At 74.8% G+C, this 20,941-nt stretch carries 1 protein-coding gene (cut by a window edge); it reads right to left on the bottom strand.

Annotated features, from left to right (window positions below):
* Positions 1-20,941, bottom strand: partial view of an amino acid adenylation domain-containing protein gene (locus tag ACFYXE_RS11005; protein WP_389311149.1) — the 5' portion only. It extends 2,687 nt beyond the left edge of the window; 20,941 of the gene's 23,628 nt are visible here — the first part of the coding sequence; its start codon is at positions 20,939-20,941; the stop codon falls past the left edge of the window.

Below are 20,941 nucleotides of genomic sequence, written 5' to 3'. Positions count from 1 at the left end.
AGGCCGTGGTCAGGCCCCGCACCTCGATCGGGTCGCCCAGCGAGGTGCCGGTGCCGTGCGCCTCCAGGTAGCCGATGGAGCGGGCGTCGACATCGGCGGCGGCGAGCGCGGCGGAGATGACGGCGGCCTGGCCGGCCGGGCTCGGCACGCTGAACCCGCTGGCGGCGCCGACGTGGTTGACGGCGGACGCGGCGACGACGGCGTAGATGTGGTCGCCTGCCGCCTCGGCCGCGGCGAGCGGCTTGACGACGACCGCCCCGACGCCCTCGGCCGAGACATAGCCGTCGCCGCCCTCGCCGAAGGAGCGGCAGCGGCCGTCCGAGGCGTGCATGCCGACCTGTCCGTAGGTGCGGTACTTGCCGGGGTGCAGGGAGAGGTTGACGCCGCCCGCGACGGCGACCTCGCACTCGCGGCGGCGCAGGCTCTCCACCGCGAGGTGCAGGGCGGTGAGCGAGGAGGAGCAGAGGGTGTCGACCGTCATGCTCGGGCCGTGGAAGTCGCAGACGAAGGAGACCCGGTTGGCGATCTGGCCCTGGTTGAGGCTGAGCGGTACGGGCGACGCGGCCTCGGCGGCCACCAGTGTGTAGTCCTTGTGCATGGCGCCGACGAACACGCCGACCGCGCGGCGCAGGTCGGGTCCCCTGGCCTCGGCGAGGGTGGCCGGGGTGTGACCGGCGTCCTCGATCGCCTCCCAGCAGGTGCGCAGGAACCAGCGTTCCTGCGGGTCGGTGATCTCCGCCTCGGGCCGGGAGATCCGGAAGAAGTCGGCGTCGAACCGGTCGACGTCGTCGAGGAATCCGCCCCAGCGCGATCCGGTGTCGGCCGCGGCGTCCCAGCGCTCGGCCGGCACCCCGGTGACGCTGTCCCGGCCCGCCTTGAGGTTCTCCCAGAAGGCGGCGAGGTCCGCGGCGCCGGGGTAGTGACCGGCCATGCCGACGATCGCGAACCGTTCGGTGCGCGCGGTCGGCAGGCGGCGCCGGTGCAGCCGGGGGCGGGCCAGGGGCTGCCGGGCGGCGGGTGCGGTGCCGGGGCCTTCGGGTGCCGCGGCGATGATGGCGTGGGCGTTGGTGCCGCCGTCCGCGAAGCTGGACACGGCGGCCACGGGCGGCGCGTCGGGCCAGGGGGCGAGCTCGCGCGCGAACCGCAGCGGCACGGCGCCGAAGTCGAAGTGCGACAGCGGCTGTTGGCCGCTCAGGAAGGGGACGATGCTGCGGTTGCGGAGCATCAGGACGGTCTTGACGACTCCGGCGATGCCCTCGGCGCACTGCGGGTGGCCGATGTTCGGCTTGACCGAGCCGAGCGAGCAGGGGGTGTCGGACCCCGGCCGGTAGACGGCGGCTATCGCCTTCAGCTCGATGAGGTCGTGGACCTGCGAGCCCGCCGCGTTGGTCTCGATGTACGTCACGTCGTCGGCGGCGACACCGGACCTGGCCAGCGCGCGGGCCATGACGGCCTGCTGCGCGGCCGGGTTGGGGGTGGCGGGGCCCGCGGTCCTGCCGTCGTTGTTGACCGCCACCGCCTTGATCACCGCGTGCACCCGGTCGCCGTCGGCGCGGGCCGCGGCGAGCGGCTTGAGCAGGACGACGCCGACGCCCTCGGCGGGTGTGAAGCCGCGGGCGCGCCGGTCGAAGACGTGGAATTCCGAACCGGTGTTGAGCAGTCCGCGCCGGTCGAACAGGCGGTGCCCGTCGGCGTTCGGGAGCAGGGTGATCCCGGCGACCACGGCCGCCTCGATGTCGCCGGAGCGCAGGGACTGCACGGCGTGGTGCATCGCGACGAGCGCCGAGGAACAGGCGGTGTCGACGACCGAGCTGGGGCCGCGCAGGTCGAAGTGGTGCGACAGGTTCGCGGCCAGGTAGTTCTGGCCGACGGCCACGACCGGGTTGCGGCTGCGGCCGAGGGAGGTGTCGTCGGGCGTGTGCCGGGTGCGCCCGCCGACGTAGACGCCGACCTCGCGTCCCTTCAGCTCGTCGGGGGCGTATCCGGCGTCGCAGAAGGCGAACAGCGTCTCCTCCAGGAGCAGCAGCGCCTGCGGGTCCATCGCCGCGGCGTCGCCGTCGGAGAGGTGGAAGTACCCCGGGTCGAATCCGTCGACGTCGACGAGCCCCGCCGTGTATCCGGTCTCGCTCCCCCAGCGGCGCGCGGGCACCGGGGCGATGGCCGAACGGCCCTCGCTCAGGAGCCGCCAGTAGGCGTCGAGGTCGGGGGCGCCCGGGAAACGACCCGACATGCCGATGACGGCGACGTCGTACGGGCCGTCGGCGGGGGCCGGTCCACGGGGAGCCGCAGCAGGGGCGGGGGACCGCCGGGCCGCCGTGGAGGTCAGGTCCGGAGAGGGGGCCCGGTCCAGAGAGGGGTCACGGTCCAGAGAGAGGTCCCGGTCCAGAGAGAGGTCCCGGTCCGGAGAGGGGCCCCGGTTCGAAGTGAGGTCCCAGGCCGGGGTGGAGGGTGTCGCGGCGGCGGTCGGGTGTCCGGCGGCCGGCGCGTCCGGGTGGCCTGCCGGGTCCGGCGCGCCCGTGGGCGCCGTCGCCTCCGCGCCGAACCTCCGCGTCAGCGCCGCACCGTGCTCGGCCGCGAGCCAGTCGACGAACGACTCCACGGTGGGGTGGTCCACGAGGACCGACGGGTCGAGCTCGGCGCCCAGTTCGGCGCCGACCTTGCGCAGGATCTGCACCATCATGATCGAGTCCGTGCCGTAGTCGGCGATGGCGACCTCGGCCGACAGCCGGGCACGGTCGAAGCCGAGTTGTTCGGCGAGCAGGCCCAGGAGCCACTCCGCGGCCGCCGGGGCGGCACTCCCCCGGTCTGCGGGCGCGGACGGTCCGGCCGGCGTGCGGGGGGCCGCCACGGTGTCCTCGGGTGCGCGCGCCGGCGTCTTCGGCCTGGTGCCGCGGAGCGCCGCCGGAGTCCAGTCGGGTGCGACGACGGCCGGGAGGACCACCGGGCCCGCGCCGGTGGACAGGATGTGGTCCAGGAGCCGCAGCCCCTGCTCCTCGGAGAGCGTGCCGAGGCCGGTGGCCCGGTAGCCGGGGCCGGGCCGTTCGCTGCCCATGCCGATGCCCTGCCAGCTGGGCCAGGCCACGCTCACCAGCGGCAGCCCGTGCGGTGCCCGGCGCGCCACGGCGTCCAGGTGGGCGTTGGCCATCGCGTAGTCGCTCTGTCCGACGGCCGCGTCGGGCACCGCGGACGCGACCGACGAGAAGAGCACGCAGAACCGCAGGGGATCGGTGGCGAGGCACTCCACGAGGGCGTCGAGTCCGGCCGTCTTGGGGGCGAGCACCGCGCGGAAGGCCTCGACGGGCTTGCCGACGAAGGCGAGGTTGTCCCGGTCGACGAGGCCCGCCGCGTGCAGCACCCCGCCGATCGGGCCGAACTCCACGCGGATGTCGGCCAGCGCGGTGCGGACGGCCTCGGTGTCCTCGCCGAGCGGCAGCGCCAGCACCCGGAGCCGGACCCCGTCGTGCTCCAGCGCGCGCAGCCCGGCCAGCTTGCGCCCCAGCGCCGTGTCGGTGCCGTACCGGTCCCATTCCCGGCGCGGCGGCACCTGTTCACGGCCGGTCAGGACGAGGGTGCGGGCACCCCATCGGTCGACGGCGTGCCGGGCCAGCGCGAGTCCGATGCCACGGGTGCCGCCGGTGATGAGGAGCGGCAGCTCGGGCGGGAACGAGACCGCCGCGCCGGTCGTGAGGGGCAGCTCGGCGAGCACGGCACGGTGCCGCGTCCCCGCGCGGTAGGTGACCTCGACGTCGTCGCCGCCGTCGGCCAGCTCGCGTGCCACCAGGCCGGGCAGGTCCGGGTCGGCGGGGTCCGCCGCCAGATAACGGGAGCGGACCCTTCCGTACTCGCTCTGCAGCATGCGGTAGAGCCCGGCGCGGGCATCGTCGGCGCCGACCCCGAGGAGCAGCGCCTCGCGCCCGGCCATCCGCTGCACCACGGGCAGCCAGGCGGACAGCGCGAGACCGCCGAGGTCAACGAGCGCGTCGAAGCGGTCGTGCAGGTCGGCGACGGATCCGATCGTTTCGGCGTCCGGGAGCGCGGCGGCGAGCCGTCGGGCGTCGGGCCCGGTCCCGAGGACGGCCACGGCGCGCGGCCGGTCGCCCGCGGTGGCGTCGGCGGGCTGCCACGCGCGGGCCAGCAGCCGGGTGCCCTCGGGTGCGGGGACCCCGGCCGTGGGGCGCTGCGCGGCGAACACCTCGCCGAACGAGTCCGGTTCGGCGACGGGCCGCCACACGTCGTCGAAGCCGGCGTCCCGCAGGACGTCCTGCCAGCGGGGCGCGGAGAGGATCGGGGCGCCGGGGACGCGGACCTCCTCGTCGTCGTAGAGCCACCAGCCGTCGAGCAGCCCGAAGGTGAGGGTGAGCACGGCGGACTTCCGGGTGATCTCGTTGACGACGAGGACTCCGCCGGGACGCAGGGCGGCGGCCAGGTTGCGCAGGACGAGGCGGATGTCACGGGTGGCGTGCAGCACGTTGGTGGCGACGATGACGTCGCAGTCGCCGCCGGTGAGGCGCTCCCCCGCACCGGGCCGTGTCACGTCCCAGCGGCCGTAGCGCAGGTGGTCGCGGCCGGGCCCGAAGCGGCGCTCGGCCTGGTCGAGGAAGGCGGGCGACAGGTCGGTGTACCAGTACTCGACGCGGTCGGCGTACGCGTCGAGACGGGGCAGCACGACGGCCGTGGTGCCGCCGGTGCCCGCGCCGACCTCCGCGACGCGGACGGTGGCGGACGCGTCGTCGGCGAGGCGCTCGCGCACGGCCGTCGCGGTGAGGTCGGCGACGACGTCGTTGAGCCGGTCGGCGACGGCGTTGCCCTGGTAGACGGCGGTGAGCTTGGCCATGGAGCCGCCGGGGAACAGCACGTCGGTGGCGGGCACCGCGCCGGAGAGGATCTCGGGCAGCCGCTCGACGCACTCCTCGACGAGCGAGAGTTGTGCGTGCCAGTACGGGTCGGCCGCGAAGCGTTCGCGTACCGCCGCCCATGCGGTGTCGTGGGCCGGGGGCCGGGCGGAGACGAGTTCGAGGGTGTCGCCGGCGAGGCGGGTCAGTCCGGTGGCGGTGAGCAGCCGGGCGGCCTCGTCGAGCCAGCGCCGGTACTTGTCCGCGACGGCCAGGCGCCGGGCGAGCGCGGGCACGGACTCGGTGCGCCCGTCGGCGAAGGCACCGGCCGCGCAGAGCGCCGCCAGGACCCGTCCGGCGATCAGCCGGTCGAGTTCCGCCGCGGACAGCGCCGCCGGAGCGGGGGCGGGCGGCACGACGGCGCCCCGCCGGATGCGGTCGAGGCCGCCGGAGGGCTCCGGTGTCACGGACCGCTCCGGGGCGGGCTGCTGGTCCGGCGCCGTGCCGAAGGTGCCGGGGTACTGGCCGGCCAGATGCGCGGCCAGGTCGCGGACCGTGGTGTATTCGAAGAGGAGGGTCGGCGGGAGCTCGCGGCCGACGACGCCCTGGAGGGTCTCCACCAGTCCGAGCACCTGCACGGATTCCAGGCCCAGTTCGTAGTATCCGGCGTCCGGCGGGATCGACTCGGGGGTGCGGCCGAGGTGTTCGGCGAGCAGGCGTCGCAGGAAGTCCGCGACGCGTGCGGTCTCGGGCTCCCCGTCGGCGACGGCCCCGGCGGTGGACGCGGGCGGTTCAGCCGCTCCCGCCAGGGCCTTGCTGGACAGCCCGGACAGCTCGGCGACCTGGTGTCCCGCCGGGTCGAAGAAGTCCACCGAGAACCGGACGACCTCGCCGCGCCGCCGCACCGAGTCGCGGCGTACGCGGGCCGTGCACGGGCCGGTGAGAGGTCGCGTCGTACGGAACGACACGCAGTGCAGCGGAAGGAACGCCTGCCCGTCGGTGTCGAGGAGCGAGCCGGCCGCGACGGCGGCGCCGAGCAGGAGTGCCGGGTGCACGAGCATGTCGCCCTGCGGGGCGGTGAGTTCCGCGGTGAGCCGGTCCTCGTCGACGCGGACCCGGCCTTCGGCGCGCGCGGCGCCGCTGTAGTGCTGGCCGTGGGTGGCGTCGCGGTGGTACGTGTCGGCCAGCGGGGTCGGCGGGCCGCTCGGGTGGCCGTCGAGGCGTGCGGTGAGGGGGGCGGCCTCGCCCACCAGGACCTCGGCGGTGGCGTAGGGCTCTCCGTCGGTGACGGTGACCTGCCAGCGGCCCGTGCCGTCCGGGGTGCAGCGGATCTCGGCGGTCACCGGTCCGTCGGTCACGTCCAGGGGGCGCAGCGCGGTGAGGTTGCGCACCGTGATCCGGTCGAGGGGGTGGCCGTGGTCGTGGAACAGCCGCGCGATCAGGTCGAGATGGGCGACGGCGGGCAGCAGCAGGCGGCCCTGGACCCGGTGCCCGGCGATGACGGGGGTGTCGGCGGAGAGCCTCACCGTGCCGTGCGGGGGCCCGGCGTCCGGCGACGTGGCGGCCGGGGCGCCGGTCGACGGCACTGCGGGCTTGTCGGTGCGGGCCGGGATCTCCTCCCCGACGGGCTGCGCGAGGACCGCGTCGGCAGCGGGGAGCCAGCAGCGGTCCTTGGCGAACGGGTAGCCGGGCAGGGAGACGCGGGGGCCGGCCGCGGGCCACGTGACGTGCGCACCGCGGACCCAGGCCGCCGCGCGCTCGTGGGCCGTGTCGTCGGCGGCGGGCTCGGCGGACCGTCCCGCGATCCCGGTCAGGACGCGCGGCGCGGCCGTTCCCGCCAGGTGTGACGTCAGCGCGTCCACCAGGTCGGCCACGCCGTCGAAGACCACGGCGAGCCGGTGTGCCATCGGTTCCCGGGTCTGGAGCGTCGCGGCGAGCGCGGCGGGTTCGGTGTCCCGCCCCTCGCCGCGCAGGAACTCCACGGTCCGCTCGGTGTGCTCGGTGAGCCGCTCCGCGTCGCGCGCGGAGAGCACGCACACGTGCGGTGCCTGCCGCACGGGGGGCTGCGTCGGTGACACGAACTCCTCCAGGATCACGTGGGCGTTGCTGCCGCCCGCTCCGAACGCGCTGATTCCGGCGGTACGGGGCAGCGGCCTGCCCGCGGCGTCGACGCGCGGCGTCCACGGGGCGAGTTCGCGCTGCAGCCGGAAGGGGGTGGCGGCCAGGTCGAGGTTCGGGTTGAGCCGGTCGGCGTGCAGGGAGGGCACCAGGCTGCGGTGCCTGAGCTGGAGCAGGACCTTGGTGAGCGCGGCCATTCCGGCGGCCGACTCGGCGTGCCCGATGTTGGACTTCACCGAGCCGATCGGGATGCGCACGCCGTCCAGGTCGTGTCCCTGGAAGGCGCGGACGAGGCCGGTGATCTCCACCGGGTCGCCGAGCGAGGTGCCCGTGCCGTGCGCCTCCAGGTAGTCGAGTTCCGCGGGGGTCAGTCCGGCGCGGGCGAGCGCCTCGCCGATCATCACGCCCTGCGCCTTCGGATGGGGCACGCTGAAGCCCTTGCCCGCACCTCCGTGGTTGACCGCCGTCGAGCGGACGACGGCGAGGATCCGGTCGCCGTCCGCCTCGGCCGCGGACCGCCGCTTCAGCAGGACCGCGCCCGAGCCCTCGGCGGGGACGTATCCGTCGCCGCCCTCGCCGAAGCTCCGGCACCGGCCGTCCGTGGACAGGAAGCCGCCCTTGGCGAGCTGCAGGTACTTCAGCGGGTGGCTCGACACGTTGACGCCACCGGCCACGGCCACCTCGCAGTCGCCGTCCCTGATCGCCCGGCACGCCAGGTGGAGGGCGGTGAGCGAGGACGAGCACATGGTGTCCAGGGCGATGCTCGGACCGTCGAAGTCGAAGAAGTACGACACCCGGTTGGCGACCGAGGCGTACGACGAGGAGGTCGCCGCGCCGACGCCGCGCAGGGCCTCGTCGACGCCGTACAGCTGGTAGTGGCCGTACATGAGGCCGACGAAGACTCCGGTGCGTACCCGGGACAGCGCCGTGCGGGAGGTGCCCGCGTCCTCCAGGAGGTGCCACACCGTCTGCAGGAAGATCCGTTCCTGCGGGTCGATGTGTTCCGCCTCGACCTGGGACATGCGGAAGAACAGGGGGTCGAACGACGCGACGTCGGAGAGCCAGCCGCCCCACTTGGCGTACGTCTTGCCGGGGACGTCACGGTCCGCGTCGTAGAACCGGTCGTGGTCCCAGCGGTCCTCGGGGACCTCCTCGACGCTGTCCTTGCCGTCGCGGAGGTTCTGCCAGAACTGCCCCAGGTCGTCGGCCTGCGGGTAGCGTCCCGCGACGCCGACGACGACGATGTCGTCGTCCTCGGCGGGCCTGCGGTCGGTCACCTCGGCGATCGCAGCGGGGGCGTGGGTCCGTTCGGCGGGCGCGGGGACCACGGGGGCAGCGGGAGCCGTCGGGGCCGGGGCGGCGGGGAGGGGTTCGGGGAACAGCAGGTCGCCGAGCTCGGCCGGGTACTGGCCGATCAGGAAGTCGGCCAGCTCACCGATCGTCAGGTACTCGAAGAAGAGCGTCTTGGACAGCGGCCCGAAGCGCTCCTCCAGGGCCCGCGTCAGGCTGAGGACCAGCAGCGAGTCGACTCCGTAGTGGTCGAACGCCTCGTCCTCCACCACGTCGTCCAGGGGCATCTTCAACTCGTCGGCGAGCAGCCCGCGCAGGAACGCGACGGTGGGCGCGCGCAGAGCGGCGGCGCTGTTCTCCCCGGTCTCCGGCGCCGGGGCGGTCCCGGGAGCGTCGGTGGCCGCGGGGGCCGCGGGGGCAGTGCCCGTGCGCCCGCGCAGCGCCCGGCCGATCCGTTCCCGGTCACCGGCGGTCAGCAGGACCCGCGGGAGTCCGCTCACCAGGGCGGCCTCCAGTGCGTCGAGCGCGCCCTGCGCGGGCAGCGGCTGCATGCCGAACTCGCGCAGCATCGCCTGCCGCACCTCGCGGGTGACGCTCATCCCGCCGTCGCGCCACAGCGACCAGTCGACCGCGAGGCCGCCGCCGGGGCGCCGCGCCAGATAGTGGTCGAGGAAGCTGTTGGCGTACGCGTAGTCGGTCTGGCCCGGGTTGCCGAACACCGCGGCGGTCGACCCGAACGCCACGAAGTAGTCCGGGGCGTCCGCCCGGGTCGCCTCGTCCAGGTGGACCAGGCCGCGCACCTTGGGCGCGAGCACCGCGTCGGCGTCCGCGCCGTCCTTGTGCAGCGCGAGTCCGTCCCGCAGTGTCCCGGCCGCGTGCACCACGCCGGCGATCCGTCCGAAGCGGCGCCGCGCCTCGTCCACCACGCGCTCGACGTCCGCCCGCACACCGACATCGGCCCGGGCGTACGTCCAGCCGTCGGGAAGCCGCTCCGCCGGGCGGGAGCGTCCCACCAGGACGACACGGGCGCCGGGGTGGCGGGCGATCCTGGCCGCGACGAGCAGTCCGAGCTTCCCGGTGCCGCCGGTGATGATATGGGCCCCGTCGCGCGCCAGCGGCGACGGGTCCGTGCCGGTTCCCGTCACGGGAAGCTCGCGGGCGCGCCAGGAACGGATCGTGCGGCGCGGCCCGTCGGTGCGTATCTCCGCCTCGGCGCCGCCGAGTTCGGCGAGCACGAGCTCGGCCAGGGCCCGCGGGGACGCCGGTCCCGCGTCTCCGGCACGGGCGAGCACGCTCATCCGGATCCCGGGGTGTTCCTGACCGATCGTCCGGGCGAACCCGTCGAGCGCGGCGTGCGCCGCCCCCGCCGCACCGGGCCGGTCCTCGTGGACGTACAGGTAGCGCACGGGTCCGCCGCGTGCGGCGATCCTGGTGCGGCAGAGGTCCAGTGCGGTGTGGAATCCGTCGCGCAGCGCCTCGTCGAGTCCGCCGCGTGCCGCGAGGTGCACGAGGTGCGAGGCCTGTTCGTCGACTCCGATCCGCACCGGCATGCCCGGGGCGAGCGAGCGGAGTTCGTCGCGCAGTGCCTCGGCGCGACCGTCGCCGGCGTCGACGAGGGACAGCAGCGTGACGGCCTCCTCCGGCGCGGCCACCGCGTCCTCCAGGACCGGCTCGAAGGCGTGCACGGCGGGCTCGCCGCCCGGCACGGCCCGCAGGGTGAACCGCTCCATGCGCGCCGCCACCGTGCCGTCGGGGGCGGCCAGGGTGATGTCGAAGACCTGCGCGTCGGCGCGGCTCTCCACCGACACGGCGTGCACGAGGCACTCGGCGGGCAGTTCGCCGAACAGCCGCACGGAGCCGATCGAGTACGGAAGATGGGCGGTCGAGCCGGGGACCAGGCGGCCCGCGGTCTGCAGCGCCCCGTCGAGGAGCGAGAGGTCGAACCGGTGCGTGCCCGCCCCGGGGCCGCGCAGCCGGGCCAGCGCCTCGCCGTCGCCGAGCGCCAGTTCCTCGATGACCTGGAACGTCGGGCCGTACCGGAAGCCGAGGCTGCCGAAGTAGTCGTAGCACTCCTGCCGGGTCCTGCTCTCCGGGCACCTCGCCCGGACCGCGGCAGGGTCGATCCGGTCGATGACCGGGGCGTGTGCGGCATCGGGGCCCTCGAACACCAGGCGCCCGCGGGTGTGCGGGCGCTCCCCCGCGATCTCGAACTCGCCGGACGGCGCGACGACCACGCGGAGGTCCTGCCGTTCGCCCGGGGCGAGCGCGACCGGCGCGGCCCAGACGACGTCGTCGATGCGCCGGACCGGTGCGGTCCCGTGGGCCCGCTCCCCGGCCAGGCGCGCCATCTCCAGGTACACCACGCCCGGCAGCACGCGCTCCTCGCCGACCTGGTGGTCGGCCAGGTAGTACTCGGCCCCCGTGAGGTGCTTGGCGAACGCGGACGCACCGAACGTCGAGATGTTCTCGTCGAGCAGCGACTCATTCGGCGGCGGGCCTTGGTGCGCGCCGCCTTGCCGCACGTCACCTTGTTGCGCGCCGCCTCGTGGTGCGGGGTCCTGTCGCCCGGGTCCGGCCGGAGCGTCGACCCAGTGCCGCACCGGATCGAACGGATAGGTCGGCAGTCCGATCCGGCGGCCCTGCGGGAGCCCGGACCAGTCCACGTCCGCGCCGTCGATCCACAGCTGCGCGAGCGACTCCAGGTCCCGTTCGGCGCAGAGCGCCCGCGCGAAGTCGTGCCAGGCGGCACCGCGCGACGCAGCGGCGCGGCGTCGGGCGGCACTCACCCGCCCGCGCAGCACGCCGTCCACGGGACGGTCCTCCGCGCAGGCGTCCAGGCGGTCGAGGAGCTCGGCGTGGTCGGCGGCCACGAAGGCGAGCCGCTCGTCCATCGGCTCGCGGCCCACGCGCAGGGTGTGGGCGACATCGGCGTCCGAGCAGTCCTCGGCGCGCAGGTGGGCGGCCAGGCGCCGGGCCTGTTCGCGCAGCGCCCGCCCCGACTTGGCGGACAGGACGAACAGGTCCTCTCCCCGGCGGCCGGACCGTACGGGGCCGGGGGTGTGCCCGAAGGGCGGCTCGTCCGGCGCCTCTTCGACGACGACGTGCGCGTTCGCGCCGCCGAAGCCGAAGGAGCTGACGCCGGCCCGGCGGCGCCGCGCCGAGCCGTCCGGTGCCACCGGCGCGGCCCACGGGCGGGTCGAGTCGACGATCTCGAAGGGGCTGCCGTCCAGGGCGAGATAGGGGTTGCGCTCGCGGAAGTGGAGGCTGGCGGGGAGCGTGCGGTGGCGCAGCGCCAGGACGACCTTGAACAGTCCCGCGATGCCCGCCGCGGCCTCCAGGTGACCGATGTTGGTCTTCACCGAGCCGATGCCGATACGGGCGGGCGAGCCGGTACCGGACGAGTCGTCCGCGCCCGCGACCGCGGCGCTGTCCCCGTGGTCGCCGCTCAGCCGCTCGAACGCCTCCGTCAGACCGCTGGTCTCGATCGGGTCGCCGAGCGCCGTACCGGTGCCGTGCGCCTCGATGTAGCCGACCGTGCCCGGCTCGACCCCCGCCGCACGGTAGGCCTCGACGAGCAGGTCGGCCTGGGCCGCGGGGTTGGGCGAGGTGAGCGAGGTGGTGCGGCCGCCGTGGTTGACCGCGACCGCCTTGATCACCGCGGCCACCCGGTCGCCGTCCCTACGGGCGCACGCGTGGTCGCGCAGCACCACGACGCCCACGCCCTCGCCGCGCACATAGCCGTTGGCGGAGGCGTCGAACGCCTTGCACCGGCCGTCCTCGCTGAGCATCTCGTTGCTGCTGAGGGCCTCGTACAGGCCGGGGTCGAGGATCAGGCTGACCCCGCCCGCGATGGCCAGGTCGCAGGTGCCGTCGCGCAGCGCGGTGACCGCCTGCTGGACGGCGGTGAGCGAGCTGGAGCAGGCGGTGTCCACCGCGACGCTGGGGCCGCGCAGGTCGAGGAGGTACGAGATGCGGTTGGGGATGATCGACAGCGCGGCACCGGTGAGGGTGTGGGCGTCGGCCGACCGGCCCGCGGCGCGCCGCACCTCGGCGTAGTCGGAGTTCGTGGTGCCGATGAACACGCCGACGCGCTTGCCCGCCAGGTCGGAGGCCCGGTATCCCGCGTCCTCGATCGCCGACCACACCACTTCGAGGAGCAGCCGCTGCTGGGGGTCCATCAGTTCGGCCTCGCGGGGCGAGATCGCGAAGAAGGCCGCGTCGAACCGGTCGACGCCGGTGAGGAAGCCGCCCCAGCGCGAGCGGGATCCCTCGGCGTGCGCCCGCCAGTCCCAGCGGTCGGCGGGGATCTCCGAGACCAGGTCCCGGCCGTGGACCAGGTGCTCCCAGAATTCGCCCAGATCGGCGGAGCCGGGCAGTCGCCCCGCCATGCCGACGATCGCGACGTCCCCGGACGCACCCCCGGGCCGCGTTCCAGCAGCTTCGTCGGCCTCCCCGGTTTCCCCGGTCCCGGTGGTCCTGGTGGTCCCGGTGGCCTCGGTGATCTCTGCGCCCTCTGCAGCCTCCGTGGCCTCCGTGACCTCCCCCGGCGCTGCCCCGTCCGCGCCGGGACCGGTCCGCGCCAGATGCCCGGCGATCGCCGCGACGGTCGGGTGGCGGTAGAACAGCGTCGGCAGCACCTCGGTCCCGTACAGCTCGCTGATCCGCGTGCTGAGCGTGGTGAAGCTGATGGAGTTCATGCCGAGCTGCCCGAGCGGTACGTCGTCGGGGATCTCCCCGGTGTCCGTGCCGAGGAGGTCGGCGATCACCGCGGTCAACTCGGCGACCTGGGCGGCGGACGGCCGCGCGGCACCCGTCGCCGGCCCGGCCGTCCGGCGCGCGGGTTCCCCGGGCGCGTCCGCCGCGTCCGCTCCTGCGGTACGCGCGCGCAGCTCGGTCAGCGGGGTGCAGGTCAGCGTGGTGCGGTCCACCTTGCCGTTGAGCGTCTGCGGCAGCGTCGGCAGCGGCACCAGGACGTCCGGGACCATGTGCGCGGGCAGCCACCGTGCGAGGGCGTCCCGGCTCGGCGGTTCCGCCCCGTCGGCCAGGACGAGGAAGGCGTGCAGGGCGTTGTCGCCGCCCACGCTCCGCGCGACCACGACCGCCTCGTGGACACCGTCCTGTCCGCGCAGGGCCGCCTCGATCTCGGCGGGTTCGATGCGGAAGCCGCGGACCTTGATCTGCGCGTCGAGCCTGCTCAGGTACTCGATCCTGCCGTCGGGCAGCGTGCGCACCAGGTCTCCGGTGCGGTAGCGGCGCACGCCGTCCGCGGTGACGAACCGCTCGGCGGTCAGCTCGGGCCTGCCCAGGTAGCCGGTGGCGAGGCCCGCGCCGCCGATGTGCAGCTCGCCCGGCACACCGGGGGGCACCGCGCGGCCCCGGTCGTCGAGCACGTACAGCTGAGTGTTCGCGATCGGCCGGCCGATGGTGACGCGGTCGCCGGGCGCGAGCCGGCAGACGGTGGACCAGATGGTGGTCTCGGTCGGGCCGAACATGTTCCACACCTGTCCGGCGCGGGCGAGCAGCCGTTCCGCGGTGTCCTGGTCGAGGGCCTCTCCCCCGCACAGGACCTTCAGGCCGGGGTCGCCGGACCATCCGGCGGCCAGGAGCATCTTCCAGGTGGCGGGGGTGGCCTGGACGACGGTGGCCGGGCTCGCCTCGACCAGGCGGCGCAGCAGGACGCCGTCGCGGGCGACTTCGGTGGGCACGATCTCCACCCGGCCGCCGGTGGTCAGCGGCAGGAACAGTTCGAGGGCCGCGATGTCGAAGCAGACGGTGGTGAGCGCGAGCAGATGGTCGTGGGCCGAGAAGCCGGGCTCCTCGGCCATCGAGAGGAGCAGGTTGGCCAGGGCCCGGTGCGGCACCTGGACGCCCTTGGGACGCCCGGTCGACCCGGAGGTGTAGATCACGTACGCGGGGTCCTGGGCCGTGGGCCCGGCGCAGGGGACCTGCGCTGACGGTCCGTCGTCCGCGGTGTCCCCGCCGTCGTCTTCCCCGTCGCCCCGGTCGTCCGCGTCGTCCGCGTCGACCGGCAGGACCGGGGTCCCGAGGTCGGGACCGGTGCCGGTGCCGGAACGGACGAGGAGCAGGTGGAGTCCGGCGTCCTCGGCCATGTACCGCAGGCGTTCCACGGGGTAGTCGGGGTCGAGCGGCACATAGGCGCCGCCCGCCGCGAGCACACCGAGCAGGGCGGTCAGGAGATCCGCGGAGCGCTCGACCAGGACGCCGACGTTGCGCCCCGGCGCGACGCCGCGCGCCCGCAGTCGCGCGGCCAGCGCGTCGACGCGTGAGCCGAGTTCGCGGTAGGTCAGGGTGGTGTCGCCGTCGAGGACGGCGGTCGCGTCCGGGGTGCGACGGGCCTGCTCGGCGAGGAGGGCGGGCAGGGTCCGGTCCTCGGCGTAGTCGCGCCGGTTCCGGCGCCGGCGCTCCGCGTCCGCCCGCTCCTCCGCGGGGCCGCGCAGGGAGAGCAGGCCGAGGTCCCGGTCGGGGGCGGCGAGGGCCGAGTCGAGGAGCAGGCCGAAGTGGTCGCCGAGCCGCCGGACGGTCTCCTCGTCGAACAGGTCCGGGTTGTACTTGAGGCAGTACCGGGCGCCCTCGGGCTCCTCGACGATCTCCAGTGTGACGTCGAACTCGCCCTCCTGATGGATGCCGGGGAACACCTCGGCCACGGGGGCGGTGTCGGTGTCGTCCTGCACCCAGTTCTGGAAGTAGAAGGCCGTGTCGAACAGGCGGGACGCCTTCAGTTCCTGGGCCAGCGTGAGGAGCGGGTAGTCGCTGTGCTCCAGTGCCGCGAGGACGGTGTCGCGTGTCTCGCGCAGGAGGGCGCGGAAGTCCTGGCCCTCGTCGATGTCGTGGCGCAGGACGACCATGTTCATGAAGTAGCCGAGCACCGCGTCGAACCGCGGGTCCGGCCGCCCGGCGACGGGTGTCCCGACGTGGATGCGGTCCTGCTGGGTGTAGCGGTGCAGCACGGTGACGTAGGCGGTCAGCAGGACGGCGAAGAGCGAGGTCCGTTCGTCGGCGGCGAGCTGCCGGGCGGCGCGGACCTGCCGGGCGTCGAGCCGGCCTTCGAACGAGGCGCCGTGGAAGCTCGGGGCGGCGGGACGGGGCCGGTCCAGGGGGAGCCGGAGCGTGGGCAGCGGGCCGGAGAGCCGGTCGAGCCAGTAGGCCCGCAGGGTCTCGCCGCGCCGCGAGTCCAGCAGCTCGCGCTGCCGGTCCACGAAGTCGGCGAAGGTCACGCAGGGGGCCTCGCCGGGCGGCCGGCCACGGTAGTACGCGGTCAGTTCGCGCAGGAACACGGCGATGGACAGGCCGTCGAAGACGATGTGGTGGAAGGTGAGCAGCAGCACCCGGCGCCCGTCGGCGAGGGCGAACAGCGTGACACGCCACAGGGGCCCGCGGGCCAGGTCGAAGGGCTCGCGGACGCACGCCCTGGCGGTCTCGCGCACCTCGGCCACGTCGGAGGTGTCGAGCTGCTTGCGGTCGAAGTCGACGTCCCGGCCGGGTGTGACGGTCTGCCGGTCCCCGTGCACCCGGGCGCGCAGCTGGGGGTGCCGTTCGGCCAGGGAGCACAGCGCCTCGCGCAGGGCGCTCTCGTCGGTGTCCGGCTCCAGCCAGAACGCGAGGGGCAGGTTGTACGCGTAGTTGCCGGGCGCGGTTCGTTCGATGACGCTCAGCGCGAGCTGTCCGGCGGAGAGGGGGAACTCGACGGGCTCGGGCTCCGGTGCGGTGGGCTCGTCGACGCGGGTCGCGTCGTCCGGGCCGGAGCCGGTGTCGGGCCCGTGGGCGCCCGAGGCGGCGAGCGCGTCGCCGAGGTCGCGCAGCGTGGGGTGCTGGAGCAGGTCGCTCAGCCGCAGGCGGATGCCGAGCTGTTCCTCGATCACCGCGGCGATCTTCATGCCGCTGAGCGAGTCGAATCCGTAGTCGGACAGGAGCCGGTCCGGGTCGGCCGGTTCGTCCAGCTTGAGGGTCGTCGTGATGATGTCCCCCAGCGCGGCGAGTGGCCCCTGCCCGGCCTGGCGGCTGCCGTCCGCTCGTACGGGTGTGGTGATGCCGGCCGGTGCCGGGGCGGGGGCCCCGGCGCGGCGGCCCGCGTTCTCGCCGACGATCACGTGCTGGCCCAGGGCCGCGCCGCGGTCCAGGACGAGCGCGTCGGCGAAGCCCTCTTCGAGCAGGAGGCGCTGCCAGGTCTGCGCGGTGGCCAGCGGGGCGTCCTTGATGCGCAGTTCCGGATCGGTGAACGCCCACCAGCCGTCCAGGACCCCGCCGGTGACGGTGATGCTGCTGCGGACCGACGTCAGCTCGTTCAGGACGAGACGGCCGCCGGGGCGCAGCAGTTCGCGGGCCGTGCGCAGGGTGCGGCGCAGGTCGGCGGTGGCGTGCACGACGTTGGTGGCGACCACCACGTCCACGCTGCCGGGCGTGAACCCCTGGGCGGACAGGTCGCGTTCGAGGTTGAGCGTGCGGAAGCGGGTGAAGGGGTGGCGGTCGCCGAAGCGCTGCTCGGCACTCTCCAGGAACTGCGGGGAGATGTCCGTGAAGACGTACTCGGTGCGGTCGGCCCACGGGGTCAGGACGGGCAGCACGCGATCCGTGGTCGCTCCGGTGCCCGCGCCGAACTCGACGACGCGCAGCCGCTCGCCCGCGCCGAGTCCGGGCACCCGCGTGCGGGCGTGTTCGGCGACCGCCTCGGCGGCCAGTTCGTTCAGGGAGTCGGTGAGCGGGTTGCCCCGGTAGAAGTCCTCGACGAGGTCCATCGACGCGTTCGGGAACATGATCTCGGTGGCGCCGACCTCCCCGCGCAGCACGCGCGGGTAGTCCCGCAGGAAGAGGCGGGTCAGCTCCACCGTGGCGGCGATGTCCGGGTGGTCGGCGGCGATCAGGTCGAGCTCGTGCTCGGCGTGCTCGCGGTCGGTGGCGCCCGCCGGTGAGCGGACCTCGACGGTGTCGCCGCGCACCGTCAGGTGGCCTGCGTCGGCGAGGATGTTGAGCAGGGCGACGTGCAGCGGGTGGTACTTGGGTGCGATGCCGAGCCGGTCGGCGAGCGCGCGCACGCCGTGCCGCTCGCCCGGGCGGGTGAAGGCCCCCATCCGCTGGTAGACGTCGAGCAGTGCGGTGTCGCAGAGCGCGGAGAGCCGGTCGTAGCCGGCGAGGACGGCGTCGGCGCCGGGCCCTGCGGGGGCGGGCGCGCCGAACCGGGCGGCGAGCGGGCAGGGGCGGTGGCCGAGGGCCGCCAGGGCACGCTCGTCGGCGCGGATCGGCATGACCTGGACGGCTCCGCAGGACAGCACGCGCTCCAGCGCGTCGAGGCCTTCGCGGACCGTGAACCCGGCGACGCCGGTCCTGCGGAACATCTCCGGCAGCCCGGGCCGGTCACCGGATCCGACCCGTCCCCAGTACCCCCAGTTCACCACGCGCACGGGGTACGGGAGGCGGCCGGCCAGGAGGCGGCCGTAGGCGTCCTGGAAGGAACTGGCCGCCACGTAGGGGGCGTTGCCCGATGCGCTGACGAAGGAGCCCACCGAGCTGAAGAACGCCAGGAAGTCCAGCGGCTCGTCCCCGAGCGCGGCGGTCAGCGCGAGCGAGCCGTCGACCTTGGCGGCGAGCGCGGCACGCAGCGCGGGCTCGGTGAGCTCCGCGATCGTGCTGGCGTCGAACGTCATGGCGGCGTGCACGACGCCGTGCAGCGTGCCGAACTGCCGCCTCGCCTCGGCGACGGCCTCCCGCAGGGCGACGGGGTCGGCGGCGTCGGCGCGCAGGTGGAGCAGCCGTCCGCCCGCCGCGCGGACCCGTTCGGCCGCGGCCCGCTGTGCGGGGCCGAGTGCGCCGCGGCTGATCCACACCACGTTGGCGTGGAAGCGTTCCGCGAGGTCCTCGGACAGGGCGCGGCCGATCCCGCCGGTGCCGCCGACCATCAGGTAGGTGCCGCCGGGGCGGTAGGGGGACCGTTCGGTCCGCGGTACGGGGGTCTCCACGAGCCGCCGGACGTGTCGGCGTCCGCCGCGCAGCAGGACGGCGCGTCCCGCCGGGTGCGGCGGCTCGGCGAGCAGGGCGGACAGCGCGCTCCGCGGATCGGTGTCCACGACGTCGACGCAGGTGACGTCCCGTTCGGGGCACTCGGCGGCCAGTACTTGGGCGTAGCCGAGGAGGGCGGCCGCGTGCGGGTTGTCGGTGTGCGCGCCCGCGGTCACGACGGTGAGCCGGGCGCCGGTGCCGTGGATGCGGAACAGGGCGAGGACGCCGTCGCGCAGGGCGTCGTCGAGGCTGTCCGGGCGGTGCAGTCCGCCGAGGTGGAAGAGGTGCCGGACCGGTTCGGCGAGCAGGGTCGCCGGGTCGTCGCGGTCCAGGCGGAGGTGGCGGGCGCCGGGGTGGTGGCGGAGCAGCGCCTCGGCGAGGGCGTCGGGTTCACCGGCCGTGAGCACGACCACGGGGCCGGGTGCGGAGGGGGCCTCGGGGGTGGCGGTGGGGGGTGTCGGGTCCGGGAGTTCTTCGGGGGCCCAGACGGGCTGGTAGAAGCCGAGTTCGGGGGTGTCGCCCGGGATGTGGCCGCTCGCCCGCGGCGTCGGCGGCGTCGGACCGGCGGGTGCGCGGTCCGTGTCCTGCCCGGGCCGGGGTATCCAGTAGCGCTTGCGGGCGAAGGGGTAGGTGGGCAGGCCGATCCGGTGTGCGCCGCTGTCGGGCCAGGTCGCCTCGGCGCCCCGGGTCCACAGGCGGGCCGCGGTCGCGAGGTCGCCGTCGGCCAGGGCCTGCGCCAGGCGCTCCGCCGCGTCCGGGTCCTGCGAACGGCGCGTGCGGCCCGTGTCGTTCAGCTCGACACCGCTCTCCGTCCCGGCCGCGACGGCCCGTAACACCTCGAGGACGTGGGAGAGGCCGGTCGTGGGGAAGGCGAGCCGGACGTCGAGCTGCTCGCGGCCGACGCGCAGCGTGTGCGTCATGTCCGCGAGGCTCGGGGCGAGTTCGGGTCCGGAGCAGGCCAGTTCGCGCAGGGAGGTCTTGTCGGTGACGGTCCGGTCGAGGCCGAGCCGTTCGCTCAGTCCGGCGAGTTCGGGTGCGCCCAGGCCGTACTCGGCGAGTTCCAGGTCGGGGTCGAGGTCGTCGGGCCGTACGCGCAGCACGTCGGCGGCCACGCGCAGCACCTGCGTCAGCGACCGCTCCGTGGCCGCCCGCCCGTCGAGGAAGGCGGCGAGCTCACGGGCGTAGGCCCGCAGGCGCTCCTCGCTCAGTGCGGACAGCACGAACAACTCGGGGGCGCCCCCGGAGTCCGTGGGCGTGCGCTCGCCCCGGTACTCCTCGACGATCAGATGGGCGTTGGCCCCGCCGCCGCCGAAGGAACTGATGCCTGCCCGGCGCGGCACCTCCCGCTCGGTGCCGTCCTGGTCGCGCAGCACGGTGCGGACCCAGGGTTCGGCCGTCTGCTGGACGTGGAAGGGGGTTCCGGTCAGGTCGATGTCGGGGTTGAGGTCGGCGGAGTGCAGCGACGGCGCGAGCACGCCGTGCTTGAGCTGCATCAGCACCTTGGTGAGTCCCGCGATGCCGGCGGCGGACTCAAGGTGTCCGATGTTGGACTTGAGCGAGCCGATGGCGCACCGGTGGGGGTCCGCGTCGGGCCCGTCCGCCGTGCGGGGGTGGTGGGGGTGGTGGGAGCGAAAGGCCTCGCGCAGCCCGGCGATCTCGATCGGGTCGCCGAGCGGGGTGCCGGTGCCGTGCGCCTCCACGTAGCCGACGGTGCGGGGGTCGATGTCGGCCCTGCGCAGTGCCGCGGAGATCACCTCGGCCTGCGCGGTCGGGTTCGGCACGGTGTATCCGCTGGTCCGGCCGCCCGCGTTGATCGCGGAGCCCTTCAGGACGGCGTAGACGCGGTCGCCGTCGGCCTCGGCGGCGCGCAGCGGCTTCAGCAGGACGGTGCCCACCCCTTCGCCGTCCACGAATCCGTCGGCGCCCGCACCGAAGCTGCGGCAACGGTCGCCCCGCGAAATCATCTGACGGTCCGCCAGCATCCCCAGGTGCAGGGGGTGGAGGATGAGGTTGACCCCGCCGGCGACGGCCGCGGCGCACTCGCCGCGCCGCAGGCTCTCGCAGGCGAGGTGGATGGCGGTGAGGGAGGCCGAGCAGGCGCTGTCGACGGTCAGGCTCGGTCCGCGCAGATCGAGTACGTACGACACGCGGTTGGCGATCGACCAGTGGGCCGAGCGCGCGTGCACGTGCACGCCGGACGCGCTGCTCGCCCCCGCAAGCCACTCGTAGTCGTTGTTCATCACACCGGCGAAGACGCCGACGGCCTGGGTCTCGCCCAGGCCGCGGGGCCGGTACCCGGCATCCTCGACGGCCGCCCAGGCCGACTCCAGGAAGAGCCGCTCCTGCGGGTCCATCTCCTCGGCGTCGGAAGGCGAGATCTGGAAGAGCAGGGGGTCGAACTTGTCCACGTCGTCGAGCCAGCCGCCCCACTTGCTGTAGGCGCGGCCGTCCTTGCCGTCGGGGTGGTAGTGCTCGTCCACCGGCCAGCGCCCGTCGGGGACTTCACCGGTGCAGTTGCGGCCCTCGACGACGTTGCGCCACAGCTCGTCCGGGGTGCGCGCCGCGGGGAAGCGTCCCGCCAGCCCGATGACCGCGATGTCCTCGGCCGCGCGCGGGGGCGTGGTCGCGGGAGCAGCCTGCTGCTGCACGGATGCCAGCAGTTTCACGAGAAGAGCACGCTTGTCGTCCAT

The organism is Streptomyces sp. NPDC002564, from assembly GCF_042889645.1.
Lineage (GTDB): Bacteria > Actinomycetota > Actinomycetes > Streptomycetales > Streptomycetaceae > Streptomyces.
The sequence above is the reverse complement of the archived record's forward strand: the minus strand, read 5'-3'. Positions and strand labels throughout refer to the sequence as shown.